This window comes from Tunicatimonas pelagia, assembly GCF_030506325.1.
Lineage (GTDB): Bacteria > Bacteroidota > Bacteroidia > Cytophagales > Cyclobacteriaceae > Tunicatimonas > Tunicatimonas pelagia.
Window position 1 is genome coordinate 3,925,746 of the sequence record NZ_CP120683.1, and the last position, 25,465, is coordinate 3,951,210.

The following is a 25,465-nucleotide window of genomic DNA, read 5'->3' on the forward strand; positions in this document are numbered from 1 at the left end:
AAATATCATTTTATAAGTAACCCAAACCGTTACGAAATATGCTGTTTTATCGTATTCTTATGTAAGAAAAGAGGTGTAGTTGCCGATGATCTTCAATAAATATTTCTATTTTTAGCATTGAGTTTTACTTCACTCACAGTTCAGTAAGTTGGTTAAGGTATGGTTTTTAACAAGGTGCAATGGGTAAAGACAGCTATTTGCCCGTTGATTATAAATTGCTTGGTTAGCTATAAGGGTGTAGCCCAAGAACTAGATAGCACCCGAATAACCGACTGGAATATAGTAGACAGTAGCCCGGTGGTAGACAATGTCGGTAGCTCCAACAGTCCTCAGCTTCTATCATTCTCTGAAAATATCTACAATATTGTTGAGTGGTTTGGTGCCGATAATACAGGAGAAACCGATGTTTCGCCTATCTTACAACATGCCCTGAATTCCACCCCCGAAGATGCGGTTATTTACTTTCCTGCTGGAGCTTATTTCTTTCGTAAAGGTATTATTGTACCTAGTCATAAGACAATCAGAGGAGCTTCCCCTTTATTGACGACCTTTAAATTTGATCTAATTTCTTCTGAGAGCACGCCTTTTTTACTCAGAGGTGAAGCAAGCCGGGAGTATTACCCGGTAAGCAAGACTTTTCCGCTAGGCTCTAATAAAATTGTTATAGAAGGAGCAAGCCAGTATTTCAACGTGGGTGACGATATTGAACTAGAACGGGAAAATATTCCGAGAGAGATGTATACCATGCCTTTGTGGGAAGAGTTTGCTTCTGAGTGGATTGTAGGTCAGATGTTATCTATTCGCCGTATAGCAAACGATACTATTCATTTGGACAGAAGCCTCACACTAGATTATGACGACCGATATGAAGTTCGTATTCAGAAAGTAAATATGATCGAAGATGTGGGACTAGAAGGTTTCTCTTTAGAAAGGCTAGATAGAAACCTTCCGGGAAACAACTTCAGTTTTGGATATGCTAAAGACTCCTGGATAAGCTGTGTGAGGAGCCACTACACAAGCAATACTCACGTATCGCTATCAGCTTCAAGGGATTGTGAAATAAAAGGAAGCTACTTCGATGATGCTCATTTTCACTGTGCCGGAGGCATGGGCTACGGCGTAGCAGTAAGAAATCATTCCAGTGAAAACCATATCTATAACAACGTCTTTACCAATCTACGGCATTCTATGCTCGTTAGTCAGGGAGCCAACCGAAACGTATTCTCCTACAACTATTCTGCTCATACGAAGATAAGTCGGGGAAATGCGATGCAAAATGGCTACTGTGAGGAGTATATGGATCATCCGGCAGTGGATATATCCATTCACGGCTATTACTCATTTATGAATTTATTTGAGCACAATGCAGTTCAACGGATTATAAGTGCTGATTACTGGGGGCCATCCGGACCAGGCACTACTTTCTTTAGAAATACCATTGAAACCGATATGGAGTTTGTAATTAAAGATTCCTCAGTTGACCATAATGTAATAGGTAATGTAATTCCTGGGGAATTTAGGGCCACCTCCTCCGTAAAAGGCACAATAAAAATCAAAAATAATATCGCAAGCGAAATAGATACGCTCCCTTGGGTTGCCCTGCCACCTTCACTTTACCTAAATGCTAAACCTGACTTCTATGGTGAACTGCCTTGGCCGTCCATTGCTCCTGACCCTCACTTTAACTACAACACCAACCCGGCTAAAGAACGCTGGCAAAACCGAAAACTGTTTGATGAACTTTGCTGTGGCTCTACCATTACTATCCCTGACTCCCGAGTATTTGTAAACGATTCATTCTACGCCTTTCTTAAAGATAATACGCTATATATTCATGGTAATTATTCCGACTCGTTCGACGTGGCGATATATACGACTAACGGTCGATTTTTGCAGAAAAATAAGAACGTCAGGGTACAGCAAGGCATTCCCATCGGTAATAGCCAAACGGCTAGCACGTTAATAGTACATCTTTCTAATAACGAATTTGCCACCCCTATTTTAGTTATGGCTACCATATGAAGCTTTTCTTCTTTCGCTACTACTGGCTCATCGGCTTCATCCTGATTGCTTGTCAAGAAGAAGATAATAAAGTCCTTACCCCTTTGCCCTCTTTTGAGCCGTATTCAATGCCAGCATCAGGCGATGTATTTGACCTATCTTATATTCAGGCTCTTACCAAATCGGTTGCCAATTGGCAAATCAACCATCCCATAGATATGCCCGAGGATACTGACTGGGCACGGTCAACTTTTATGCTAGGAGTAGTCTCCGCCTACCGGGTTACCCAAAATAAAGATTACCTAACTTATGTTCATAACTGGGCTGAACAAAATCAATGGGGACTGAGCAATCATTCACATCCTGCTAACAATTTGCTATGTGCAAAAGCCTACTTAGAACTAACAGAATTAAGAAAAAATGCTATCAATACACAGTTCATAGAAAAGGAGATACAAAGAATACGTAAGGCAAATATCCCTGGCCGGGAAGAATGGCATTGGTGTGATGCTTTCTTTATGGCTCCGCCTACGATTGTTCATTTTCATAAACTACTGGATACTGATAATAATTATAGTCAGTTCTACACCATGTGGTGGGATGCTCACGATCATTTGTACAGCCCACAAGATTCGCTATACTACCGGGATGAGCGCTTTATTGGCTCGCGGACTTTCTGGTTGAGAGGGAATGGTTGGGTATTAGCTGGTATCGCAAAAATTCTGGAGCAGCTTTCGCCCGAAGAGCAGGAGTATACAAGACTATCCAAAGTATTTACTGAGATGGCTGTAAAGTTTAGAAATATGCAGAATGAAGAGGGTTTATGGCATCCTAGCGTATTAAATTCGCATAAGCACCTACTTTCTGAAGCCAGTGGTTCGGCACTCATTACTTACGCATTGGCTTGGGGGGTAAACAATAGCGTCTTGAATAAACAAGCGTTTGACGAGTGTATTAGACATGCTTGGTTGGGAATAACTAGTAAGATCTACGACAGTGGAAAGGTTGGCTGGGTACAACCTCGGGGTGAAAAACCAATGAACATCCGTGCCGATGATTTCCAGGAGTATGGGGCGGGATCAGTATTATTAGCCGCTGACGAAATATATCAATATATTGATAATGAATGACGACCGTAGCCAATATCCCAAAGTCTCCGTAATTGTACCTACGCTAAATGCCCCAGAAGCTACTCGTCAATGTCTAACAGCGTTAGTACAGCAGACCTATCCTCACAATCAATACGAAATCATTGTAGTAGATAACGGTTCTAGCGAAGCTACTATTAAAGTAATCGAGCAGTTTAAAGTTACGCTCCTGTCACAAACTGAGACTAAAAGCCCGTATCCCTCTCGAAATTTGGGTATCCGACAGTCCACTGGGGAAATTATTGCTCTGATTGATGCGAACTGCATACCCGAGCAAAATTGGCTTGAACGGGGGGTTCAGTCACTGATTGCTCAACAGGCTGATTTGGTAGGGGGAAAGGTAGTTTTTACTTTTTCGCCTCAGAAAACTGGGGCTGAAATTTATGATTCCCTGCACAACGTCCAGATGGAGGATAATATTAAAAACGATGGAATGGCAAAAACGGCTAACCTCTTTATCTATCGATATGTGTTTGATAAGGCCGGATTTTTTTCCAAAAATATCAGGTCCGGTGGAGATGTAATCTGGACAAGCCTGGCAGTAGCGGTTGGCTATAAGCTAAAATATAGCGAGGAAGCTATAATCTATAAAAGTGCCAGAAAACTGAACCCCCTTTTAAGAAAGCAGGTTCGCGTAGGGAAAGGGCAACCCAATATCTGGCAGCAAGATGGGGAGGGGTATGGTAAAATTTTCTTCCGAATTCTAGTTACCTACGGCAAGTCTTTGTTCTTCCTCGCACCTAATATTGCTAAGCTAAGCCGCCGGTTCCAAAAAAGAAATATACCGCAGCGATTTCTCCTAAAAACATTTTTTGCGGGTTGGTTAGCTGTTTTAGCCACCAATACTGGCCGGGTAATTGGGCTGGTAAACTCACAGTCTGTAAGGAAATAGATTACGAAAAGAGTATATTCTTTAGTTCAGATAGTGTATCAAAGTGGATGATATTCTCCCCTACCAGATCGGTTAAACAACCCTTACGGGGGGCAATAATTTTCTTCCGATAGTTGAGAGCTTCAATAGCCCCTCCTGATGTTAATATGCTAGTGTAATTGAAAATTACGTACTCACTGATTCCGTAGAACAATGGGGTGTCTTCATCAGCAATGAACTGAGGAATTAGTATTACATTAGCTGCGTCACTGACCTTATCCCGGACTTTATCGACATAAGCCTCGTCTTTAATTCTACCCACAACTAACAGCCGCTTATTACTTTCGGAGTGGGCTAGAAATAGGTCTACGACCTCTGCAATACCTTTATAAGGTTTAATTTGCCCAAACATGAGATAAGTTGTTCCTGGTTGGTGCCACACCTCATTATCAAAGTGGTCGGCGTATCTCTGTCTAATCTTCGTCCAGGATTCTTCCTGCGATTGGGTAGTAACCGGATAATTGGGGTGTTTTACTACGAAAAATTTATTTTGAGATACCTTCAGAAACTGACTCATCTCTTCCCGCGCTTGGGTGCAATGCACGTGTAAGTGGGTAGAAATTTTAGCAAACCACTTTCTAACTCGGGTATTAGTCTGGGGGTATGGATTATCGTGGGGAAGTTTATTATGCAGTGTCCACACAATAGTACCTCCTAGCATCCTGAAAATAAATAAACCCAAGAAAACCTTTGCCAAAGGTTTGAGGCTGTAATTATTATCAAACTGGAGCCAATGATGGTGAACAATGCTTTTTTCCCCTTTCATTCTTCGCCATATCACCTCGTGGAAATTATCGCGAATAAGAAATTCTACTGGCAACTGGTACGCCGAAAAATCCTGATAGAGCAGACGAATGTACCGATTGTTCTGCATAACGATGGCGTTTTTCAAAGTTGCCCCGACATACACTTTATTAAGCCGAGGCTCTAGTTTTTTGAAAACCTCAATCAGTTCTTCGGATTCAGTTTGGTTGTCTTTAGCCATGCGAATGTTTTTTATCGCAGCTTTCTTAGTGCTTTAGCAAAGAGATTATCAAATAGCAGGGTATATGCTTTCTTGTATTGCAGGTGCTTTTCAGTAAAACAATAGAGTAGTTTACGCCCTTCTTCAAACCCCTCTGGCCCGTATTTAGCAATAAGTAGTGCGGTCTCCATTTTCATCTTTTCTTTTTCAGCCGTAGTTTTGGCATCCGGATGAATGTAAGCGTGGGCCAATTCTTGATCGATTCCCTCAAATTTAAACTTCTGCGAAATTTTCAACCATAGATCTACATCCAGGCAAAAATGAAGGTTCTCATTAAGTGGACCACACTCCCTCCATGCTTTAGCTGAAAAGAAGCAAGCAGGTTGCATAAAGTTTCCGTAACCTACCCATCGTAAGAATGCCTGAAAAGATAATTCTGGTACTTCAGGAGTGTATTGAATGCGATCATGAGTATCTACCTTATGACCAATACCTACTACTGCACCAGTTTCAGGTTGCCAGTCAAACGAGCCTATGTGAAAGAGGGCATTTGGTAGTAGATAGTCATCGCTATTGATCCAATACAGAATATCTCCAGTAGCACTTTGCAATCCCTTATTAATAGCATGCGCCTGTCCATTGTCTTTTTCACTGACCCAAAAATCCAGATGATCTTCGTATTGCCGAATAACATCTACCGTATTATCAGTGCTTCCACCGTCTACAATAATAAATTCTAAGTTAGGATAGTTTTGCAGCTGTACCGAACGGATAGTTTTTTCAATAAACTTACCTTGGTTATAACTAGGAACTACTATCGATATTTTTGGCCATTGATCTCTATTTTGATATATTTTGTTAGGTATTCCCTCCTGCCAAGGCCAGTTCTCTATTTTTTTTGCTCTGCTCATGACTTGTGTACCTGTAACCAAATGCTACCCCCGGGATTTTTCATAAAAAGAGGCATGTGCTGATTCATCCACTGAGACTCATACTTTCCTTGATAGGCATTAAAAAGTAAGATATGAAATGCATCATTGTACTGTAGAAAAGCCCGTAACAGATAGGATTCATTCCAAGCTCGCCCTTGCTTAATCCATTCTAAAGGATACTCAAAATTATGGAATATATCGTGAAAATGAACGATTACTCCATCTTGGAGAATAGGTAAAACTTGAAATAGAAAATAGTTTAAATCACTTCCTGCCTTGGAAACATGAGAGGAATCTATAAATAGAATATCACCCCTTTCAAGATTACGAAAGAAGTCAACCTCTACATCCTGAACAAACCCCTTTTTTATACAGCTTTGAGAAGTATCTTCTGGCTTCAAAAGAGTGTTTAGTCTTTCTGGATATGGTTCAATGAATGTTAATTTCATGCTTCGGCTCAAATAATGTTGGTTTACATCCAGCATAATCGACGAAGAAAAACCAGAGCCTACTTCGATGATTTGGTTAGGCTGGACGTGTCTTAACATGCAATAGAGTAAAATAGCATCGCCGTAACAAAAAAAGCTGTTATTGAAGTAATACCTGTAATCAGGTTGCTTTTCTTCTTGATAAGGTATATCCGAGTAGAATCTGCTCATAGAGATAAGTAAATCCTTTTGTGACTCATTTCTTAACTCTAATCCTGCGTAATTTTCTAATCTTTTGGTAATTCTGCTATAGTTCTTATCGACGTAATCTATGTCGGGAATAGGGCTGTAATAGTGACCGGGGGGCTTCCATGTTTTATACGTTTGTAGATCTTGATATAATTTTTTTATGTAGGGAAACCGTAAAAAACTTTTCTTAATTATTTTTTTCATTTGCTGTAGAGTTCACAAGAAGAGGGTGTAGGACACGGATGTTAAGCGGCTATCTTTTGTTGCACTAAGTCGATGACTTTTTGCCATCGCTGACTTTTCTCGGTAGCTCGCAAGTTAGCGACTGCTTGGAAACCGGTAACGGTCCACCGCTGCCCAGATAGTTTTAAACGTTGCTGTAGCACATGTCGGTGTGCTGCTTCAATAGGGCCGGAACCAATTAGTAATCCTTCTTCTTGGAAAGTGCCGTACATCATGCGTTTCTGGTTTTTCTGATAGTACTTTATCAAGGCTACTCTGGCTTGCTCTGTGGGAATGGTCCGACTAGGGGGCAACCCCTCGATGACTTTTATGACCTGCTCTACCTGATCGGACAACAAGCAGGTTTTCTGCTGCTCAATCCAGGCTTTGGCTTGAGGCGGTTTTTTAAAGTAGTCGGTGGCAAAGTGGCCTAAATGTTCCATCGCATGGTAGAAATCTAGTATCTGTCGCTGCCCAGGATACATAGCCTCGGCCCAGTTCCATATCCAAGAGGCACCATCAGCGACAATCACCACATCGCTCAACTCATCCATATAGTACTGCATTTTCTCTTCAAACCCCCGATGCCCCCCGTAGTGGGCCACATAAAGTGATTCTTTGATCCAGTTTCGTTGAGGGCTCTCTTCCAATAAAGAGCATGCTGGAAATACCCGGCCTAGTTTGGCTTCTTTCCAGCCCTGTTCCCGAAACAAGAATTGCGCTCCGTCCACCATGACATAGTGCATGGCTGTCTGCTGTTTTGCATCAACACGGTGTGTTTCCCCCTGCTCCAGGGCCTGGATTTGTTGCTCCTCCAGCATTTGTCCGTAGTGGTGGCAGAGCCGTTCTACTTGTTTGTCACTCACTGAGATATGTAGTAACTTACCTATCGCTTCACTACTTTTATCAAAGACCTGCTGCTGGCCTATCCAGCAACTTACTTCCTGCAAATACGCACTCATTTTAAAGTGGGGGGTATGTTGAGCTAACACATGGTGTTTGGGAACGGATATTTTTCCAAAACTGGTGGCTACTTCTTTTTTTTTCTGGCATTTGCCTCCTCCCCCGTACTAGCTTGCAGAATGTCCTGCCCTAGATGGCGCATCATCTCCGAAAAACTGTGCTCATACTCGTATCCACTAGTTTGCCCTTCTTGGCTCTGCTGCCAAACTTTTATGCGTTCCATCAGTCTTGCTTGTAATACTTGATCTTTTTTCTCCATAACGGGTAGCTTTTTTCCAAATTTAAACATCTTTACAATCGTGTCCTACACCCCAAGAAGACTGTGGTACAATTCTATATAGCTTTCTGCCTGTTTATCTAATCGGTAGTTTGCATCTGCTGCTTTATGAATTTCTTCTCTCTCAAAGTAATAGCGATTAGATAAAAATTTAGTAATCGCCTTCCGTAGAGACACATCAGACACCTCTTCGGCAAGAATACCATTTTTGCCTTCCTTTATCACATCGGGAACACCTCCTATTGGAAAGGCAATTACTGGTACACCACAAGCAATAGACTCCAGCATTACATTAGGCAAGTTATCCTCCCGCGAGGGTAAGACAAATGCATCGCAGGCGTTGTAGAGTAGAGCAATTAAGCGTTCGTCGTTCACTCTGCCTAGGTAACTAACGTTTCTTAATTCGCTGATTTCAGCACTGGCTTTTCCTACTGCACATAGCCAAAGTGAGTCGTCTTCAATAGCAGAAACCGCCTTCAGCAGAAGATCAAAGCCTTTGCGCTTGTTATCTAACGCATCACTTATAAATAGCAATATCTTTTTGTCTTGAGGTAGATTAAATACCCGACGGGCAAAAGCCTGATCGTATAGTTTAAAAAGTGAAGTATCTAGTCCGTAAGGGATTTGCTTGACGGGGAATCTACGAAATAACTCACTGTTTTTAGCCTCTTGGTACATCCAGCGCGAAGGAGTTATTACAGTAAATGATTGACTGCGGGAATATACCTCATTTTTTACGCTCCGTACTTGCTGATCCAGCTCTAAGATTTTTCCACTATTACGGATTAAATCGCTTTGATAATGAAAGCCACCACTGAAAGGGTTCATATCATGTAAGGTCCACACTAATGGCTTCTTGCATTTTTTGAAAAAAGAAGAATAGTCAAGAAAACGAGGTACCCAGTGCAAATTAATCACATCAGCTTCGTAGTAGAGTGGATGATGGGTGATATCTACATCGCTGTTTGGGAAGCTAAACATATCATAGTTTCGAGGTAGACCATGCAGCTTTCTTCCGTTCTTTTGCTGTACACTATGGCGAAAGATAAGTTTGTCAACAAGTTGCTGTTTAAGCGTATTTTTTTTTCGCTTCCAGTAGTAGCTTTGTTCTATTTCATTTGTTTTTTCCTCATAGAATAGAAATTTTGAGTCTACTCCTTGTTGTAGAAGCCCTTTATGAAGTCTAATTCCTGCAATGGCAGCCCCGCCGGTGTCTTTAGTACTAATATGTAATATTTTCATATTCATGCTTATTACCCGGTAAAGTACCATAAGTATTTGATAGCAAGGCCATTCTACACGTTATGTATACAAATATTAGCAAAGCTTAGTCTCCGATTGTAGGCTCAGGAAATTATTCATCTGCTAACATTATACTTAAGTTTTTTTCAAACTCACTGATGTTTACATATATATCAGAATGGGCATTAACGATTTTGCTTTTATCAGGAGGACACGTTTGATAGTAATAGTTTAAAGAGTTCGCTGAAGCCAGACTGAAATAGCAATTATTGTGAGTGTCATTTTCTTGTCTTAACTCAAATACGTAGCTACCCGGCTGCATAAACAGCATGTTAGACAAGCCCGCACCATGATTAGAGACAAGATATTTAGCATCCTTAATAATGTTGATCTGATCTCGGAACGATAGTTCCTCGAAGTACACAGTAGAGAACTGGTGTCTATCTAAAACTTTTATTAGTTCTTCTTCATTGAGGATTTTACGACGTGGCGCCTTACCTCTACTTGCATAGATTTTACTTTCTTTAGAAAAGCTTTGGTCTTCTAGTTTGGCTAACAGTCTTTTCCGAACTTCCTGAACAATATCGGGGCGATAATTGCCAGTGGGTGCAGTGTGTTCAATAATCAGAAGAGAATCTACTCTGTAAGTAGCTTTATCTGATAGATAAGTTATGTCGGATATGCCGAAAGCTGTTAACGCCTCCTGTACAAAGGATAGGTTTTGATAGTTTTCTGGCAGTAATAGGGTATAATTCTGGTGGTCAACAATGTTTTTCTGAAAAACCCATAACCTTGGGAGCACATCAAATAACCAATGAAAATAATTATGAGATACTTTATCTATAATCCATAGCGCCTGTTTGGAAATAGTGATACTACTCCGATCCCAATAATTTTTCTTTATAAATTTAAGATAATCTTTACTAAGAAAATGGGAGGGATGTTTGGCTTTACTGTATTGAGTCAGACGTTTGTTCACTTTACCTCGCCTGACAAAAACCCCTTCAGGCGTCATGATAGCATCCTGCACTTCTTCTAAATAAACGCTCGGAAACGTTTTATTGAATTCTTTGGAAAAAAGCCTATAATCCTCCTGGCTAATGTTAGCGGGGGGTGTTCGCTGAAGAGTTGCTTCGTCAAGAATACAGGTTTTATTCATTTAGAATGATCAACGATATACATGAAACAGAAAATTTCAAATGGAAAAAATTGCTAAAATAGAATGCCCTTTAATATTATTGCTATTATGGCGAATCACGCTCTTTAATGGCCTTTTTAATCGCGAATGATAATACATTTTTTTTAGCAGAGAATTAGTCAAATATCTTTTTTCAAGAATGGACATATACCAATCTAAGTGGTATGATTGTAAAGGTTCAAATATTAGGGATATTAATTGGATGTTGAAAACATCAGCGATGCCCTCAAAAGTGGCTCTATTCCATAAACCCATGTGATGAGGCGGCATATTGAGCAGATCATTTTTCCAATCGTATTTAGCGAAAGAATCGTTGTTTGGAACGCCAAATATGAGCTTTCCTCCTTTTTTCAAGCATTGAACATTAGCTTCAATAAACGAGCGAACTTGTGCAATATGCTCTAGCACTTGAAAAGAGCAAACCACGTCGTAGTAACCCACAAAATCTTCAGCATGATCCTGAACTGCCTGACAGAGTATATTTCTTCCTTTTTTCCTTCCTGCTGCTACGGCAACTTCATTTAGCTCTAAGCCAGTAGTCTCTACGTTTCTTTTTTGCTGCAGCACATCCATAAATTCTCCATTAGCACAACCTATTTCCAACACCCTTTCGCCATCTTGGATCAACTCAACACATTTCTCATGCTCCCACTTCCAAGGCATATAATACCATTCAAACCGCTGTAGTTCTTCATAAAATTTGCTATCACCAGAAACGTTGAATGGATAGTAGAAACGGTAGCCAGTATCGTTATCCCGATAGATTGATATCTTTTTTATTTTTCTAAATAAAAAAGATACATCTATATTGAATTTTTTACTGTACTGCTCCTCTATGTATGAAGTCTCTATATCTCTTAACCAGCTTATATTATCACATCCCGTTATCGGACTTTTCAATTCCATAAAAGGCGCTTTATTTTCTTCTTAAAGTTTTTTCTCAAACTTATCTTTGGAGCTAGGTATTTTTTAACTTTTTTTCTAGCTAAAGCAGATTCTACGAGTGGCTGCTTATGAACCTGTATGTAGTTAGCTACGCTCTGTTGCCGATAAGCAGGTGAATCACCACAATGTACCCCAGTTCCGTCGAACCCGATATTTCTAACTAGAGATTGGTTAGGGTGTAGACATAGACCATCTTGTAGAAAGACACTAGCATGCCACTTAACTGCCCACGTTTTTAACTCTCCTTTTATGTTAGCTTCTAACTGGTACGTAAACTGATAAGCATTATCAATATTAAACTGGTACTCAAGATTGTTGTCTAATACTTGATGCAGAAGCGCCTTCGCATTATTATTAAAGAACTTCCAACTTTTATCCCACGTTCCCCAACCCCAACATGAAGTTTGATTATAGAAAAATGTCTCAGGAAGTTCGTGAAAGCTGGAAACAGGGGGAAAATAGCCTGATATATGCATAACTTCCTCGTAGCTTTCGTAAATATTCAAGCCGTCATTCATATACTTAAGAAATCCGGGTGACGTTACAATGTCATCCTCCAGCACAATTACTTTACCGTACTTATTTATTACTTCAGTTACTCCTCCTACGATAGAATCAGCTAGTCCTTTATTTTCTTTAGCCTCTCTGATATGTACTTCTTTACACCATTTCTTCTGGTATAGCACTTCTCGGGTTTCGGCAATTCTTGCTAATATCTTTTCGTCGGAATTAGTTTTTGGGCCATCAGCATATATATAGAGTACTGAATCTTTAGCCAACTCATTTAGAGATAGAGCTTCTAGCGTTCTTAGGGTATGATCCGGACGGTTATAAACGAACAGAACAACAGGGGCTAAGGTATTATCTCTTGGTTTCATCTATATCGACGACTCTTTTGTTTATGTTAAACTATTTTGCTTTCAAGGTAAGTATAAACAGATAGTGATAACCTATTTCTAATGCTTCCTTTTCAGTTTGTATGCTCCCCATAGTCGTCCCAAATCCTTGGCAAAGGGATTGACGACATCCATTATCCAATGTTGCCAATTATAGTTGGGACGTAGTAGCTGAGAAGTGTGAAGTTTTATACCATCCCGCAGTGTAAAAAAAGCTTTTTTTGCCATATGGGTTAGCTTTTTATTTTCTAAGGAATAGTCAAATGTTTCCCAACTGATTACACCCTGGCGAAACTGCGATTGTATATGCCACCATAGTTTTAACTTATACTTAGCTACCAAATGGTCGATTTTTAGTTCTGGGTCAAAACCTATCGTATACCCTTGTTTTCTCATTTGAACCTGAAGGTAAGTTTCCTCGCCGTAAGAAATTTTATTACCTTTCATTCCAAGATGCGTTGGAAATCCCCCTAGGGTTTCTAATACTGATTTTTTGAATATGATTACTCCGCCTGAAGCATAGCCATCTTTCGTGATACCCACCGTTCTCCGGTCTAGAGCTTTAGTACCATAGTTTTTGGGTAACCACGCAGGTTTACCGTATTTATACCAAGCATAGTAAGTACCTCCAAAACAGTCAAAATCAAAGTTTCGTGTAGTCCATAGTGCTCTTTCTACATAATTAGAATGAGCTTTAGCATCGTCATCTACATAGCTAACCCAAGGCGTAGTAGCTTCATTATAACCCCGGTTGCGAGCATGGCTCAATCCCTGTAGTTCTTCTCTCACCCACCGGAAGTGAGGGTATTGGTTAGTGTAGTGTTCGGCAACTTGAGAAGTTCCATCAGTAGAATTGTTATCCACAATCAGCACTTCAAAATGCGATGGTTCACAGGTTTGTTCCACTAACGATTGTAAACAGTCACCTAAAATATCGGCTCGGTTATACGTACAGATGATAACGGTAATATCTTTCATCTGGCAAAGATGCACTTTATACCTATTTAGTTCCAAATTTAAGTACGCTACCCAATAAACATTTGGCGACTATCCTTATGCTTCTTCGCATTCCTATATATCGATATAATTTGTGTGGAGACCTACAAAAAGGCACTAGATTACATAAACACCTTTTATAGCTTTTCGTAAAAACCTCATCTATATATATTTTTATTATATCCACCTTTTTACTTTCTATAATATCATCACAAGCGTGCAAATCATAAACCTTTCGGTGATTATTAGCTTTTTTAACCTTTTCTAATACTCTGATTTGTTGATTTAGTAGCTGAATATCTTCTTTGAACGCTTTTCTGAGAACCGTAAGATTGGAATCATAACTGTTTGTGGACATGAGCTTCATGAGTTCTAATTCCTCTTCAGATAAGTTCATCTGTAAATAAGATAGTTGATTCTTGATTATTTTAACTATTGATTTTGTGGAACTCTGTTTGTCGTGTCTACGAGTAATACTGCTCTGATGAACTCTATACTTAAGAACGGGTGATGGAATATTCCATACTTTTACTTTCCGAGCAATCCTCGTCCATAACTCGTAGTCTCCCGCTGTAATGAATGTTGGATCATACAAAGAGGCTGGTAATGAGTTTACGCGTAGCATGACTGCCGCTTGAGCGAAATAGTTTCTAAATAATAATAAAACAGGAATTTCTTCTGGTCTTGCTGGATACTTCCATGTCGGTCCAATAACGTTACCACAACTATCGATAGGTAGTACCTCGCCCCCGACCAGTCCGAAATCATCATGTTTCTCTAAATATTCAACTTGCTTTTCTAAACGAGTAGAAAAGGCAATGTCATCACTATCGAAAACTGCAATATATTTACCTTTTGCTTGTTGCATACCCAAATTACGAGTTTTACTGATTCCCTGATTCACCTCATTGCTGATCAAATAAATACGTGTATCTCGGTAAGAGCGAATAATATCTAGTGAATCATCAGTTGAAGCATCGTCCACGATGATAAACTCAAAATTAATATAAGTTTGCCGAAGGATACTGTCAATGGCTTGTCTGAGAAAAGGAGCTGTATTATAAACTGGCATCACTACACTGACTAAAGGAAAAGTATTCATATTCTAAGCCAGTCTTTCGGAAACAAATCGTTAGTATTCACTGATCTATCCGTAAACCATTGATTAGGTGCTATCACAATTTTGTGTAAACTATCGTTTAGCCAGGCACCCCACCAGCTAAAGGTACTGTTTGCAATAATGTGATGATTGCACTGACTCATAAGTTGCATATCCTGATAAGCATCTTTACCCTGATTGTGCGATATGACTTCGCTATGCTCATCAATAGTGAAATTCTGAACTACCCATTGCGGATCATCCGAAAAGAAAAAAAAATAAGGATTTTCTACTCGCCTCTTTATTAACTCAATTCCTTTCAAGTAATAATCTTTGCTACAAATACCATGGTGTTGATTAGCTATCAGATTGCTTACATAATCACCCCGCCGGATATGTATTGATACAGCACAACAACCTTCAATACGTTGAGCAATTTCCTGACTTCTATTATTCATCGGTTGAGTAAAAGAATAGTCTTGCCTGATTTGGGGGGCGATGTCTTGAAAGTACTTATAGCTTTGCCAGTAACCATCTACATAGCTACGTGATGGTATATGTAACACCTCTGGATCAAAGTGAAAAAATCTCTGTTGATAAATACAATAAGGAAAAAATTTTTGCCTGATTGTATTGATTCTACATTCTAACCAACTTCTACCACGACCAAATGCGCGATTGATGTCAGCACGAGAAGCCCATTGGATAGTAGGAATATTGAATACATTGAGCTCGTAATTTCGTATTGTGAAGTCATGCCTTAGAGTTTTATCGTCTAGATAAGACTTATCTAATCTGAAAGCTCTGTTCATACTGAATGAAAGAGATCTAGCTAAAGCATATTGAAACATTTGATTTCCAAGCCCACCCTTTAATTTTACGACAATCATATCAGCTAACCAATATAAGATTAAAGCGATTTGCTAAAAACAAAAGCTCAATGCCATTTATCTTTATCAATAAAAATAGAGTTTATATACGTATCGGCATAGATAAAATACCCTTGCGTAGTTAGGAAGTCTATAATACTTGTGATTTTATTTTGCTTCTCCTTTGGAGCAAAGGTGATGGTTTCGACACAAATTACAGTAGGTTTGCTTTGAGTAAAGTCTATAGATTGTAAGATAACTTCATCTAACCCTTCTACATCCAAAGACAAGAAATCTGGAAAGATATTATTGCAGTACTTCCGGACGATATTTTTAACAGTGTTTACTTCTAAAGTAAGCTTATCCACTATCTTGTAGTTTGTCTCTCTATCTAAACGATAGGCTTCTTCTTTTGAAAACGTATTTAACGTATTTACCGACATTACGTAAAAGTCCGCTTTCTCCTCTATAGCTCCGATACCTATATTAAGATTGACATCTTGCGAACGATACTTCTCGAATAGCTTAAATTTTGCTGGGTCAGGCTCTATGTTGATTCCGCGGCATCCATTATCATAAAATAGGGCTGTATTACTGATATGAAATGGATGATGAGCACCAATGTCTATATAGGACGGATAATCGATGCCTAAGGATTTAAATAGATGATGAACGATTACATCTTCCCCAGATTGGGCATAAGTCTTTTTTACATATTTACCTTCTTTATTACTCTCTGGTGATGAGTAAAGCCGATTCTTTATTTTTTGTAATAATCCACTTTTCCTTTTCCGATTAATAAAAATATTTGCAACACGCTTATGCACATACAATTGATCTCCAGAAATAGAGTTAGATGTATCAAGTACTTTTATAAAGTTGTGATTAGCCATGAATTGCTCTACATCGTTTCTCAAAGGCTGATCTTTATACAGCTTAATATCTTCAACTTCTAACCAAATCATTTTTATGGACTCTAAAAAGATATAGGCACCCCTCAGAACAGAAAGTTCTGCTCCCTGCACATCTAAGTGAATAAAATCTATCTGATTAATATTGTGCTCTTTCGCAAATTCGTTAATAGTCAGGGTCTCTACCTGGATATTTTCCTCGAACTTTAACCACTTATGCACGCTTTTACCGCATTCTTCAGGTGGAAGAAGTGAACTAGATTTATTACCGTAATCCCAATCAGAGTCCTCCCTACATTCTGGAGATCCAGAAGATAAGTAGAATGTCGCGGTGCCTGATTGTTCACTTAACGCCTTAGGTACGGTATGAATGTTGGATGCTTCAAATTTTATAAAGTTCTCCTTTATTTTCGAGATATTGTGAGGAATAGGTTCAAAAGCATATACTTGAGCTTGTGGAAATAGATTTGCATATCTAATACTATCCAGTCCTTCACAGGCACCGATATCAAATATTATAATATTATCTTCTCTATTGAAGACTTTCAAAAGCTGATCTTTTATGGGTATTGGCTGGTTGACATAATCTTCTACTTTAGACATAGTATTATTAGGCTTCTGAGATTTGAAATATTGATATACCCATTGGATTTAATAGGATTCCCGATTTCGTATTGAGAGCTACCTGTTTGTCAATCTGTTCTTCAAATTCCACATAAGCACACTCATTTAGGTATTGTAGGTTTCTTTCTCTACTCGATAAACCAAGATTCAATTTGAAAACGCCACTTGAAAAATATAACATATCTTCTCTAAATATCGCTTCGTATTCTCCTGGAGAAATGTCTTGTGGGTTCGACCATGTAGTTCTTACTGAAACGTTGTCTATTGTTACAATACCGATACCGATGATAAATGCGGGTATTTTTTCAACAATTGTAAATTTAACTCTTATATTCCATGGGTAACCTGTAAATACCACAGGGGTTACTGTTTCATTTTCATCTTCAATTGTTAATTCTGTGGCATATGCCAAAGTCATATCATTAATTTTCGGTATCTTAAATGAGAAAACCCCTTTTAACTCAACTGCATTCTCTAAATAGTAATCAACTGTTCGGATTGCATCCTCATGTAACTCAATACGACCATTTTTCAAAAATACTCCAGTCTGACAAAGACTCTTCACGGCTCCCATATTGTGACTCACAAATAGCACAGTTCTTCCTTGCCCTGCTACGTCTTTCATTTTACCCAAGCATTTGCTCTGAAATTCAGCATCACCCACGGCAAGTACTTCATCAATAATTAAGATCTCGGGTTCTAAATGAGCTGCTACTGCAAAAGCTAACCGAACCGTCATTCCAGATGAGTAGCGCTTCACCGGGGTATCTAAGAATTTCTCAACTCCGCTAAAGTCTACAATTTCGTCAAATTTAGCTTTAATCTCATCACGCGACATACCTAGGATCGTACCGTTTAAAAAGACGTTTTCCCGCCCAGTAAGCTCAGGATGAAAACCAGTACCCACCTCCAAAAGGGAAGATACTCTTCCGTCTATCTCAATTCGCCCGGTAGTAGGCTCAGTGATACGGGAAAGCACTTTTAGTAGGGTACTCTTTCCAGCTCCGTTTTTGCCAATGATACCAATAGCTTCTCCCCTCTTTACCTCAAAAGATATATCTTTCAACGCCCAGAACTCTTCAGTCTTTTGAGAGCCTTGATTGGAGAAAAAATCGGCTATAGTTTCCCGTAAGCTTCCACTGGAGGTATCCCCAATAAGATAACGTTTGGAGATGTTATCTACTGATATAGCAACGTCACTCATACTTATACAATATCGGCAATAATCCGCTCTACTTTCTTAAAATAAAAAAGTGAGGTAGTAAACAGTAATATTATTACTCCAAATGAAATATACGCCAACATCCCAGGTGGCTCTGAACCTAGAATACTCCAGCGGAAACCGTCAATGATTCCAGCAACAGGGTTTAGGTAATATATTATTGCTGCCCAGTCTGGCATTCGCTTAATTAATAAGTTAGCGGGGTATGCTACCGGAGTAAAAAACATACCAAACCGTAGAAGAAAGGGAATAACGTGCTGAAAGTCTCGGTACCGAATAGTAAGAGCACTTAGCCATATACCAACTCCTAATGAAGCTATCATAGCCATGATAATAAAAAATGGCAGAAACACTAAATTAGCCGATGGAGGAAACTGATAAAATAGCATAAGTATAACAATGACTAGTAGAGCAATACCAAAGTCTATCAGTCCAACAACTGCCTTTGATAAGGGAATCACTAATCGAGGAAAATAAATTTTTTGTACCATTCCTTGGGCACCAATGATGGAGGCACCAGCTTGACCCATCACTGATGAAAAATAGGTCCAAGATGCCAAACCACAGGATGCAAATAAGGTGTACGGTATACCTCCCGTATTTATTTGCAACCCTCGACTAAACACTAGTGCAAATACTACCAGCGTCATAAACGGCTGGATAAACGCCCAGGCAAATCCCAAAAAAGTTTGGGCGTATTTTACCTTGAAATCCCGATACGAAAGCGTGTAGAAGAGATCTTTGTACTTGAGTAGTTCACCTAGATCAAGTGATAGTATGCTTCTATTGGCATCTATAATGGTTTTAGGCATTTGTCACACTTTATAATACTCCCGATACCAATCTACAAAATTTTTAATTCCCTCCCGAATACTGGTCTTTGGTTTGAACCCAACATCTTGCATCAGGTCTTCCACATCAGCGTAAGTAGCAGGGACATCTCCATCCTGAATGGGCATCAAGTTTTTCTCAGCTTTCTTTCCAAGATTTTTCTCAATTTCCTCTATAAAATCTAACAGCTTTACTGGATGATTATTCCCTATGTTGTACACTTTGTAAGGAGCAAAGCTAGTAGCCGAATCAGGTTCATCGCCATTCCAGCCGGGATCAGGCTGGGCTGCATTCGGTAGCAGTCTAGTAATGCCTTCTACAATATCGTCCACGTAAGTAAAATCCCGTTTCATATTGCCATGATTGTACACATCAATCGGTCGGTCTTCTAGAATAGCCTTGGTAAATAAGAACAAAGCCATATCTGGGCGACCGTAGGGTCCGTAAACGGTAAAGAACCGCAATCCGGTAGTAGGAGTTCCGTACAGATGAGAGTAGGTATGCGCCATTAGTTCATTGGCCTTCTTGGTAGCAGCGTATAGCGATACCGGATGGTCTACGTTGTGGTGTACCGAGAAGGGCATCTTCGTATTGGCCCCGTACACTGAACTAGATGATGCATAAAGTAGATGCTTGACCGGAAAATGTCGGCACGCCTCTAAAATGTTCAAAAAGCCCGTCACATTAGAAGCAGTGTAGGCGTAAGGGTTTTGCAGTGAATATCGTACTCCCGCCTGGGCTGCTAAGTTTATCACGTAATCAAACCGATGTTCTTCAAACAGGCTGTCAATCACAGATTTGTCCTCCAGTTCAGCTTTCTGAAAAGTAAAATCGGGCTGATTTTCCTGCAAGATTATCAGACGATCTTTCTTCAACTTAACGTCATAGTAGTCATTGAGATTATCGATGCCTACCACTTGGTAACCCTCTTTTCCTAACCTATTCGCTAGGTGAAAACCAATAAAACCCGCTGCCCCGGTAATTAAAACCTTCTCTCCCATATCTATAATCGGTTGTCAACCAACTCTTTATTTAAAAAACTCTTAACGTCGTAAATAACCGCACCACTCTCTCTATATTTTGCCCAGTCTATCTCCTGGAAAGCTTCATGACCTACAGCAATCACAATGCCATCGTAGGTATCTTGCAAATTTTCTACAAGCGATAAGCCATATTCGTGGAGAACTTCCTCATTATCAGCCAACAGGTCATACACTTCTACATTAATTCCGAAACTCTGCAACTCCCGAATGATATCAATCACCCGGCTATTCCGAATATCAGGACAGTTCTCCTTAAAGGTAATTCCTAGCATCAGCACGTTAGCATCGCGGATGGCACTTCCTTTTTGTGATAGTAGCTTCACTAGTTTATTCGCCACAAAAATACCCATATTATCATTGATGCGCCGCCCTGCCAAAATCACTTGGGGATGGTAGCCCACACTTTCGGCTTTATGGGTTAAGTAAAATGGGTCAACCCCAATGCAATGCCCACCGACCAAACCCGGACGAAATGGTAAAAAATTCCACTTAGTTCCGGCTGCCTCCAATACCTCCTTGGTATCTATGTTTAAACGATCAAAAATCAGGGCTAACTCATTAACAAATGCAATATTAATATCGCGTTGAGCATTTTCAATAACCTTAGCGGCTTCCGCCACCCGGATAGAAGATGCTTTGTGCGTACCCGCCGTAATTATAGAGGCGTACAATTGGTCTATCTGCTCAGCTACTTCAGGCGTACTGCCACTGGTTACCTTTTTTATGGTATTGACTCTATGTTCTTTATCCCCCGGATTAATCCGCTCGGGCGAATAACCACAGAAGAAATCCTGATTATACGTTAACCCACTCACTTTCTCTAGAATAGGAACACAGTCATCTTCAGTGCAGCCAGGATATACCGTAGATTCATAGATAACCCAATCATCTGCTTTCAACACTTCTCCTACGCTTTCGCTTGCTTTGTAAAGTGGGATCAGATTTGGTTTCTTATATTCGTCAATGGGGGTAGGAACGGTAATAATATATACGTTACAATCGCGAATATCCTCCAGGTTATCTGTACACCATAGCCCTTCAGCTGCATCCATCTCCTCAGAAGTTACCTCCCGAGTGGTATCTACACCTTCTTTCAACTCCCGTATACGGAACTGATTAATATCGTAGCCGACTACTGAAAATTTCTTTCCAAACTCCACTGCCAATGGAAGCCCAACGTAACCGAGACCAATAATTGCTATTGAGGAAACCTGCGAGACATTTTCCATAAACTGCTAGTATGTTTTAGTAGCTTTAAGCTTCGGCGCAATGTATCGGTAAATAATACTCAGTACGGCGATAGCAAAGCCAACAAATATTCCCAGAAAAATAAAGATGAAGATGATTAATTCACGATTAGGAGCACTGGTGTCTAAAGGAACTTGCACAGGTTCTAGAACTTTGAATACGGGGGTTTGCTCCTGTACCGTAATTCTAGCTTGCTCTAGCTGTTGAGCCAATCCCTGATACACCTGAAAAGCTAACTGGTTTTCGTCCTCTAAACGCTCCTGCTCGGTTTGAGCGGTTGCCGAGATGATATTGCTATTTCTGTCCCGAAATTGAGCTAACCTTTGTTGAGCGCGAAAGTATTTATTCTGGGCTTGACTGTACTGCCTCTCCAGAAATCCAAGATTACTTTTGGCCTTCTCGGTTTTATACTCAATGAGGTAATCGGTGAGAAAATCAACCGATAAGCTAGTAACCCTGGCGGCAGCATACGAATCAGGCATAGTCACACTTACCCGTAACATACCGTTCTCTTCAATAGAGGTTTCTATACGCTGACGCAGTTCACCTATCGCCCCCACTTCCTTTCCCTCTAACTGTATTGCCTTTTGAGTACCCTGTGGTATTTGGCTTGCTTGACCAAGTGTATCTTCTACGGCAGCTGTATTTGGAGAAGGTTCTACGGGAGAAGGCTCTTCCTTAAAACTCTGAACTATCCGAATAGGCAGGCCAATCAGTAGTTTAGGCAAACCAATTGTGTATCGTTTAACATAGTCGGTAATGGGGGGCTCTATCAGTTCAGTAACATAATCTTTCAAAATAGCAGTAGTATCCATATTGGCTATGAATATAGGTTGATCCATCATATTTAGAAAGAAGGGTGTACTTTGAGTAATATCCGGATACAGGTCAATACCAATATCGCCAGAAGAGCTACCTCCTAAACTGATACCGGCTAACCCCCCGAACTGACGAAGCAAACCGGATGTTCCACCTGAAGAGGAGCCGCTTTGTGGCATGAGTACTACTTCCGAAGTATATTCCTCCGGGCTAACTAGCGCTATAAAAATCCCAAACAGCAAAAATACTACCGTCGATACAATAATAACATTTCGCTTACCCCAAATCTGACCAATAAGATTTAAAAGATCAATCTCACCATCTTGTAGAAGTGGTTCTTGGCTCTCATTACTGTTAGAAACTCGCTTGTTTTCATCTGATATTTCGACCTTAGGCCTAGTTTCGGTATATTCTTTAGGTGTATTCAATCCTATTAATCGTTACGGTCTTCTATAGCATTTAAAATACTAATGATGGCAAATGTGAGGCCACTTATACCCGACCCTATTCCTAGCCAAGCTTGCGGACTTAAACCGTTACGAGCTTGTTTCTCAGGTACCACAATTTCCGCTCCTGGCTCAACTTTCGGATAGTTCTTGATAAACAAGAAGCTACGCGTACGATCTACCGAACCATTGGCGTAAATAATATACGATCGCTTCTTATCAGCTTGCCGGGTAAAACCACCTGATTCAGCAATGTAATTTTTAAACCCTTTGGTGCGGTCATAACGGGATGAGACGGGGTACAACACTTCCCCCCCCATACGTACTGTCTGCAACTGCTTGGGTACTTCCAGGGTATCTCCCGCTAACAGCCTAATATCGTACTTAGATCGGGGCTGGTCTAGTATTCTATCTAATCTAATCCCTATACTGTGCGTTTCTGTCTCAATCAACTCGTAACGGGGTACTTCTATATCCTCTAGTTCCTGTTCATTAATAACCATTGGCGATAACTGAGTAGCTTGGTTCATCGTAGTATTTTGACGGGAACGGGAAGCAGGGGGCGTTGATTGAGATTCGTTCAGGAAATATTGCTGATAGCGTAAAAAACGTAGCGAGTCCTGCAAAGCCTCATCTTTTAGTGCCTTCTCTTCGTAATAGGCAGGATTTACCCGAATGAGTCGGGCACCTTCCTGATAAGCGTAAGGAGTTACTCCCCCCGCTCTTCGTACCAAGTCAGAGATGCTTTCGTTTTTGCTGGTAATGGCGTACTCTCCAGGATAAGCCACTTCGCCGGTGACAAAAACGGTTTGCTCCGGTTCATAATTGAGCGACTTGCGGATAAATACTTGATCGGAAGGAAGTAGTTCAAAACTAGCTCCGTCGCTGGAGATAATTAAAGATGAGTTAATATCGAATTGAAAAGTTCTAGCAGTAACGGTACCACTTCCGTTAGTTCCATTAGTTCCATTAGTTCCATTAGTTCCATTAGTTCCATTAGTTCCATTAGTTCCATTAGTTCCATTAGTTCCATTAGTTCCATTAGTTCCATTAGTTCCTTCTTGGGCATTTCTCACCGGACGAGCTACATCTACTTTAGCCTCGTAGGCTGACTCTTTCACTCCTCCAGCCATGGCTACCAAGTCGCTCAAACTCATTCCCTTCATAAATGGATACTGACCGGGAGCCTGTACTTCTCCGTCAATACGAACGGTGTATTCTTCTTCCAGATCGGTAATAGCGTATATCCGCAGTATGTCTTCTCGCTGCAACACGGTAGGTGTGCCGCGCCCGTTGAGTACTTCGCGCAAATCTAGGGATAGTACCTGAGGGGAAAGGTCTTCGCCCCGACGATAGAGCAGTGCCCGCCCTACGTAAGCATCTTCGCGCAACCCTTCGGCTTTGGTAATCAGCTCTCGGGCGGTAAGCCCTTCGGTAAGCGCGTACTCGCCCGGATGAAAGACCGCCCCTAGAATCTCTACCCGGTTTTCGTAGCGATCTAAGATGGAATCCACCGAGACCACATCACCGTTTTCGTGATGAAAACTATTTATGGTTTCTTGAGACACGTCCAAAATCTTCTTTGCTCGAGGGGTGTTGCGGGTTACCTTTAAGCGGTGAGTATACGCTCTATCGGTGAAGCCACCGCCAAATTCAATTGCTTCGGCTAACGTTTCTTCGGAATTCATTTCGTAGTAGCCCGGACGTTTTACTTGCCCCTTTAGTTCAATCCGGGTTTCGTAAGGCACTACCCGAATAATATCCTGATCTTGCAGTTGAGTAGTACCTGATGGTTCTTCGGCTCCTACTAACAAATCGTACATATCCAGCACATCGGCCACTTCTCCGCCCCGCACAATTTCTACATTGCGGAATGATCCAATAAACGAAGGACCACCGGACAAATACAACGCAGTAAAGGCCGAAGCTAAAGAAGAAAGGGTGTACGTGCCTGGCTTACGCACTTCACCTACAATAGTAACTTTGATACTCCGAGCACTACCCAGAGTTACTTCAGCGTAGGTATTGGCTGGTCGCTCTCGGTTGCCCCGCAGCCCGGCGTAAATTTCGGCTAATCGGTTGATGGTTCTTCGCTCGGCCTCTTCAATGGTGAGGCCGTTTACGTACACTGGCCCCAAATTATCAATTCGGATAGCCCCGCTTCGGTCTACCTCCAACAGGTAATCTTGCTGAGAGGCCCCCCAAATATTGATGGACAGTTCATCGCCCGGGCCTAACTGGTAATTTTTAGGAGTCGCAATGTTTAGATTAGGTTCAAAAGTTAAGTCTTGACTATTGAACAGATCAAATCCAAATACTTTTTGCTCTTCCTCGCTAACCGTATCTAGCATAGGGTCGCGTTGGGAGAGGCTATCTGCTCCAGCTTCATTATCAGAAAATGGGGATTGTTGCCGGGAAGAGGAGGATCTACTACCACCGCGCTGAAGCTGCTGCATCCGCCGGACTAGTTTAGTTACCTCAGTACGAGGCATTCCCCGAATCAGGGCCTGCTCCTGAATGTTTTGAATACTAATGTTTCGCTCTTCAGCCGCTTGCACTAGGCGCTGAATCTGTTCATCTGAATAGTTATCTACCTTCACTCGGCTCCAATCTTGTTGCTGGAGCAAACCAGGATCCTGACCGTAAACTGAAGTCAAGGCAAATAACAGTAGAGAAGAAAAAAGGAAAAAAAGATGCTGCTTTAACATACGGTACTTTGCGGCGTGAACTTGCTCGGGAGTCGGCTTCCGTTTTTGTGGAGGCTGATAAAACCCAGCGCAAAACTACATATACTCTAACTATCTGACAAACACTTAGATTAATTTGGCAAGTTTGAGAACGAAACCCCCGGATAGGGTTATTGTATTGACTGACAATATTTTGACAAAAACTGCGCCATATACAGAAAAACGTACTCGCTTTTGTTTGGGAGTAAGAACGATAAAAAAGAACATTATAGTA

At 40.6% G+C, this 25,465-nt stretch carries 22 protein-coding genes; 3 read left to right on the top strand and 19 right to left on the bottom strand.

All coding sequences use genetic code 11. From position 1 onward, the window contains the following. Nucleotides 1-159 precede the first annotated feature (159 nt). Genes P0M28_RS16840 through P0M28_RS16850 form a run of 3 tightly spaced genes read left to right on the top strand, consistent with a single transcriptional unit; the run spans nucleotide 160 to nucleotide 4,041 of the window. Nucleotides 160-2,022, top strand: a complete 1,863-nt coding sequence (locus P0M28_RS16840) for a glycosyl hydrolase family 28-related protein (RefSeq protein ID WP_302203696.1) — start codon at nucleotides 160-162, stop codon at nucleotides 2,020-2,022. Beyond that, on the top strand, nucleotides 2,019-3,131 hold the full coding sequence (locus P0M28_RS16845; protein ID WP_302203697.1) for a glycoside hydrolase family 88 protein: 1,113 nt from the start codon (nucleotides 2,019-2,021) through the stop codon (nucleotides 3,129-3,131). The genes P0M28_RS16840 and P0M28_RS16845 overlap by 4 nt, the downstream gene beginning before the upstream one ends. Next, on the top strand, nucleotides 3,124-4,041 hold the full coding sequence (locus P0M28_RS16850) for a glycosyltransferase family 2 protein (RefSeq protein WP_302203698.1): 918 nt from the start codon (nucleotides 3,124-3,126) through the stop codon (nucleotides 4,039-4,041). Before P0M28_RS16845 ends, P0M28_RS16850 begins: the two co-directional genes overlap by 8 nt. 1 nt (nucleotide 4,042) lies before the next feature. On the opposite strand, the gene P0M28_RS16855 is transcribed toward P0M28_RS16850, so the two are convergent. The 19 genes from P0M28_RS16855 to P0M28_RS16945 form a co-directional block, all read right to left on the bottom strand. Next, on the bottom strand, nucleotides 4,043-5,065 hold the full coding sequence (locus P0M28_RS16855) for a glycosyltransferase family protein (RefSeq protein ID WP_302203699.1): 1,023 nt from the start codon (nucleotides 5,063-5,065) through the stop codon (nucleotides 4,043-4,045). An 11-nt stretch (nucleotides 5,066-5,076) separates the two neighbouring features. Next, complete coding sequence (locus P0M28_RS16860; RefSeq protein ID WP_302203701.1) at nucleotides 5,077-5,955, bottom strand: glycosyltransferase family 2 protein; 879 nt, start codon at nucleotides 5,953-5,955, stop codon at nucleotides 5,077-5,079. Continuing rightward, nucleotides 5,952-6,857 carry a class I SAM-dependent methyltransferase gene (locus tag P0M28_RS16865; protein ID WP_302203703.1) on the bottom strand — a complete coding sequence of 302 codons (906 nt, stop codon included), beginning with the start codon at nucleotides 6,855-6,857 and terminating at the stop codon, nucleotides 5,952-5,954. The genes P0M28_RS16860 and P0M28_RS16865 overlap by 4 nt, the downstream gene beginning before the upstream one ends. A gap of 41 nt (nucleotides 6,858-6,898) precedes the next feature. Then, a complete protein-coding gene (locus P0M28_RS16870; RefSeq protein WP_302203705.1) occupies nucleotides 6,899-7,837 on the bottom strand; it encodes a hypothetical protein in 939 nt (312 codons plus the stop codon). Between the two features lie 68 nt (nucleotides 7,838-7,905). Beyond that, nucleotides 7,906-8,097: a hypothetical protein gene (locus P0M28_RS16875; protein ID WP_302203706.1), complete on the bottom strand. Its 192-nt coding sequence runs from the start codon at nucleotides 8,095-8,097 to the stop codon at nucleotides 7,906-7,908. Nucleotides 8,098-8,142: 45 nt separating this feature from the next. Beyond that, the gene (locus P0M28_RS16880) at nucleotides 8,143-9,357 is read right to left on the bottom strand and encodes a glycosyltransferase (protein ID WP_302203708.1); all 1,215 of its coding nucleotides are present in this window, start codon (nucleotides 9,355-9,357) and stop codon (nucleotides 8,143-8,145) included. 112 nt (nucleotides 9,358-9,469) lie between these two features. After that, complete coding sequence (locus P0M28_RS16885) at nucleotides 9,470-10,516, bottom strand: glycosyltransferase family 61 protein (RefSeq protein WP_302203710.1); 1,047 nt, start codon at nucleotides 10,514-10,516, stop codon at nucleotides 9,470-9,472. Between the two features lie 36 nt (nucleotides 10,517-10,552). Then, entirely contained in the window at nucleotides 10,553-11,461 is a 909-nt protein-coding gene (locus P0M28_RS16890; protein WP_302203712.1) for a class I SAM-dependent methyltransferase, read from the bottom strand. Beyond that, nucleotides 11,452-12,378: a glycosyltransferase family 2 protein gene (locus tag P0M28_RS16895; RefSeq protein WP_302203714.1), complete on the bottom strand. Its 927-nt coding sequence runs from the start codon at nucleotides 12,376-12,378 to the stop codon at nucleotides 11,452-11,454. The genes P0M28_RS16890 and P0M28_RS16895 overlap by 10 nt, the downstream gene beginning before the upstream one ends. A 78-nt stretch (nucleotides 12,379-12,456) precedes the next feature. Then, nucleotides 12,457-13,374 (bottom strand): glycosyltransferase family 2 protein, encoded by a 918-nt coding sequence (locus tag P0M28_RS16900; RefSeq protein WP_302203716.1) that lies wholly within the window; start codon nucleotides 13,372-13,374, stop codon nucleotides 12,457-12,459. A gap of 22 nt (nucleotides 13,375-13,396) precedes the next feature. After that, on the bottom strand, nucleotides 13,397-14,494 hold the full coding sequence (locus P0M28_RS16905; RefSeq protein ID WP_302203717.1) for a glycosyltransferase: 1,098 nt from the start codon (nucleotides 14,492-14,494) through the stop codon (nucleotides 13,397-13,399). Then, nucleotides 14,491-15,381, bottom strand: a complete 891-nt coding sequence (locus tag P0M28_RS16910; RefSeq protein WP_302203718.1) for an alpha-1,2-fucosyltransferase — start codon at nucleotides 15,379-15,381, stop codon at nucleotides 14,491-14,493. The genes P0M28_RS16905 and P0M28_RS16910 overlap by 4 nt, the downstream gene beginning before the upstream one ends. Nucleotides 15,382-15,428: 47 nt before the next feature. Continuing rightward, nucleotides 15,429-16,874, bottom strand: a complete 1,446-nt coding sequence (locus P0M28_RS16915) for an FkbM family methyltransferase (protein ID WP_302203719.1) — start codon at nucleotides 16,872-16,874, stop codon at nucleotides 15,429-15,431. A gap of 7 nt (nucleotides 16,875-16,881) precedes the next feature. Next, nucleotides 16,882-18,099: an ABC transporter ATP-binding protein gene (locus tag P0M28_RS16920; protein WP_302203720.1), complete on the bottom strand. Its 1,218-nt coding sequence runs from the start codon at nucleotides 18,097-18,099 to the stop codon at nucleotides 16,882-16,884. 2 nt (nucleotides 18,100-18,101) lie between these two features. Further along, nucleotides 18,102-18,929: an ABC transporter permease gene (locus tag P0M28_RS16925; RefSeq protein ID WP_302203721.1), complete on the bottom strand. Its 828-nt coding sequence runs from the start codon at nucleotides 18,927-18,929 to the stop codon at nucleotides 18,102-18,104. 3 nt (nucleotides 18,930-18,932) lie between these two features. Beyond that, nucleotides 18,933-19,949: an NAD-dependent epimerase gene (locus P0M28_RS16930; protein ID WP_302203722.1), complete on the bottom strand. Its 1,017-nt coding sequence runs from the start codon at nucleotides 19,947-19,949 to the stop codon at nucleotides 18,933-18,935. Between the two features lie 2 nt (nucleotides 19,950-19,951). Next, nucleotides 19,952-21,220, bottom strand: a complete 1,269-nt coding sequence (tviB, locus tag P0M28_RS16935; protein ID WP_302203723.1) for a Vi polysaccharide biosynthesis UDP-N-acetylglucosamine C-6 dehydrogenase TviB — start codon at nucleotides 21,218-21,220, stop codon at nucleotides 19,952-19,954. 6 nt (nucleotides 21,221-21,226) lie between these two features. Beyond that, nucleotides 21,227-22,486, bottom strand: a complete 1,260-nt coding sequence (locus tag P0M28_RS16940) for a Wzz/FepE/Etk N-terminal domain-containing protein (protein WP_302203724.1) — start codon at nucleotides 22,484-22,486, stop codon at nucleotides 21,227-21,229. A gap of 5 nt (nucleotides 22,487-22,491) precedes the next feature. After that, nucleotides 22,492-25,161 carry an SLBB domain-containing protein gene (locus P0M28_RS16945; protein ID WP_302203725.1) on the bottom strand — a complete coding sequence of 890 codons (2,670 nt, stop codon included), beginning with the start codon at nucleotides 25,159-25,161 and terminating at the stop codon, nucleotides 22,492-22,494. Nucleotides 25,162-25,465: the final 304 nt, after the last annotated feature.

Bases quoted from the DNA above. Each gene is read 5' to 3' on its own strand.
- P0M28_RS16865 (WP_302203703.1), bottom strand. From the start codon at position 6,857: ATGAAAAAAATAATTAAGAAAAGTTTTTTACGGTTTCCCTACATAAAA.
- P0M28_RS16890 (WP_302203712.1), bottom strand. From the start codon at position 11,461: ATGGAATTGAAAAGTCCGATAACGGGATGTGATAATATAAGCTGGTTA.
- P0M28_RS16925 (WP_302203721.1), bottom strand. From the start codon at position 18,929: ATGCCTAAAACCATTATAGATGCCAATAGAAGCATACTATCACTTGAT.
- P0M28_RS16900 (WP_302203716.1), bottom strand. From the start codon at position 13,374: ATGAAAGATATTACCGTTATCATCTGTACGTATAACCGAGCCGATATT.
- P0M28_RS16905 (WP_302203717.1), bottom strand. From the start codon at position 14,494: ATGAATACTTTTCCTTTAGTCAGTGTAGTGATGCCAGTTTATAATACA.
- P0M28_RS16915 (WP_302203719.1), bottom strand. From the start codon at position 16,874: ATGTCTAAAGTAGAAGATTATGTCAACCAGCCAATACCCATAAAAGAT.
- P0M28_RS16850 (WP_302203698.1), top strand. From the start codon at position 3,124: ATGAATGACGACCGTAGCCAATATCCCAAAGTCTCCGTAATTGTACCT.
- P0M28_RS16860 (WP_302203701.1), bottom strand. From the start codon at position 5,955: ATGAGCAGAGCAAAAAAAATAGAGAACTGGCCTTGGCAGGAGGGAATA.
- P0M28_RS16930 (WP_302203722.1), bottom strand. From the start codon at position 19,949: ATGGGAGAGAAGGTTTTAATTACCGGGGCAGCGGGTTTTATTGGTTTT.
- tviB (WP_302203723.1), bottom strand. From the start codon at position 21,220: ATGGAAAATGTCTCGCAGGTTTCCTCAATAGCAATTATTGGTCTCGGT.
- P0M28_RS16910 (WP_302203718.1), bottom strand. From the start codon at position 15,381: ATGATTGTCGTAAAATTAAAGGGTGGGCTTGGAAATCAAATGTTTCAA.
- P0M28_RS16885 (WP_302203710.1), bottom strand. From the start codon at position 10,516: ATGAATAAAACCTGTATTCTTGACGAAGCAACTCTTCAGCGAACACCC.
- P0M28_RS16880 (WP_302203708.1), bottom strand. From the start codon at position 9,357: ATGAAAATATTACATATTAGTACTAAAGACACCGGCGGGGCTGCCATT.
- P0M28_RS16840 (WP_302203696.1), top strand. From the start codon at position 160: ATGGTTTTTAACAAGGTGCAATGGGTAAAGACAGCTATTTGCCCGTTG.
- P0M28_RS16845 (WP_302203697.1), top strand. From the start codon at position 2,019: ATGAAGCTTTTCTTCTTTCGCTACTACTGGCTCATCGGCTTCATCCTG.
- P0M28_RS16855 (WP_302203699.1), bottom strand. From the start codon at position 5,065: ATGGCTAAAGACAACCAAACTGAATCCGAAGAACTGATTGAGGTTTTC.
- P0M28_RS16895 (WP_302203714.1), bottom strand. From the start codon at position 12,378: ATGAAACCAAGAGATAATACCTTAGCCCCTGTTGTTCTGTTCGTTTAT.
- P0M28_RS16920 (WP_302203720.1), bottom strand. From the start codon at position 18,099: ATGAGTGACGTTGCTATATCAGTAGATAACATCTCCAAACGTTATCTT.
- P0M28_RS16875 (WP_302203706.1), bottom strand. From the start codon at position 8,097: ATGGAGAAAAAAGATCAAGTATTACAAGCAAGACTGATGGAACGCATA.
- P0M28_RS16870 (WP_302203705.1), bottom strand. From the start codon at position 7,837: ATGAGTGCGTATTTGCAGGAAGTAAGTTGCTGGATAGGCCAGCAGCAG.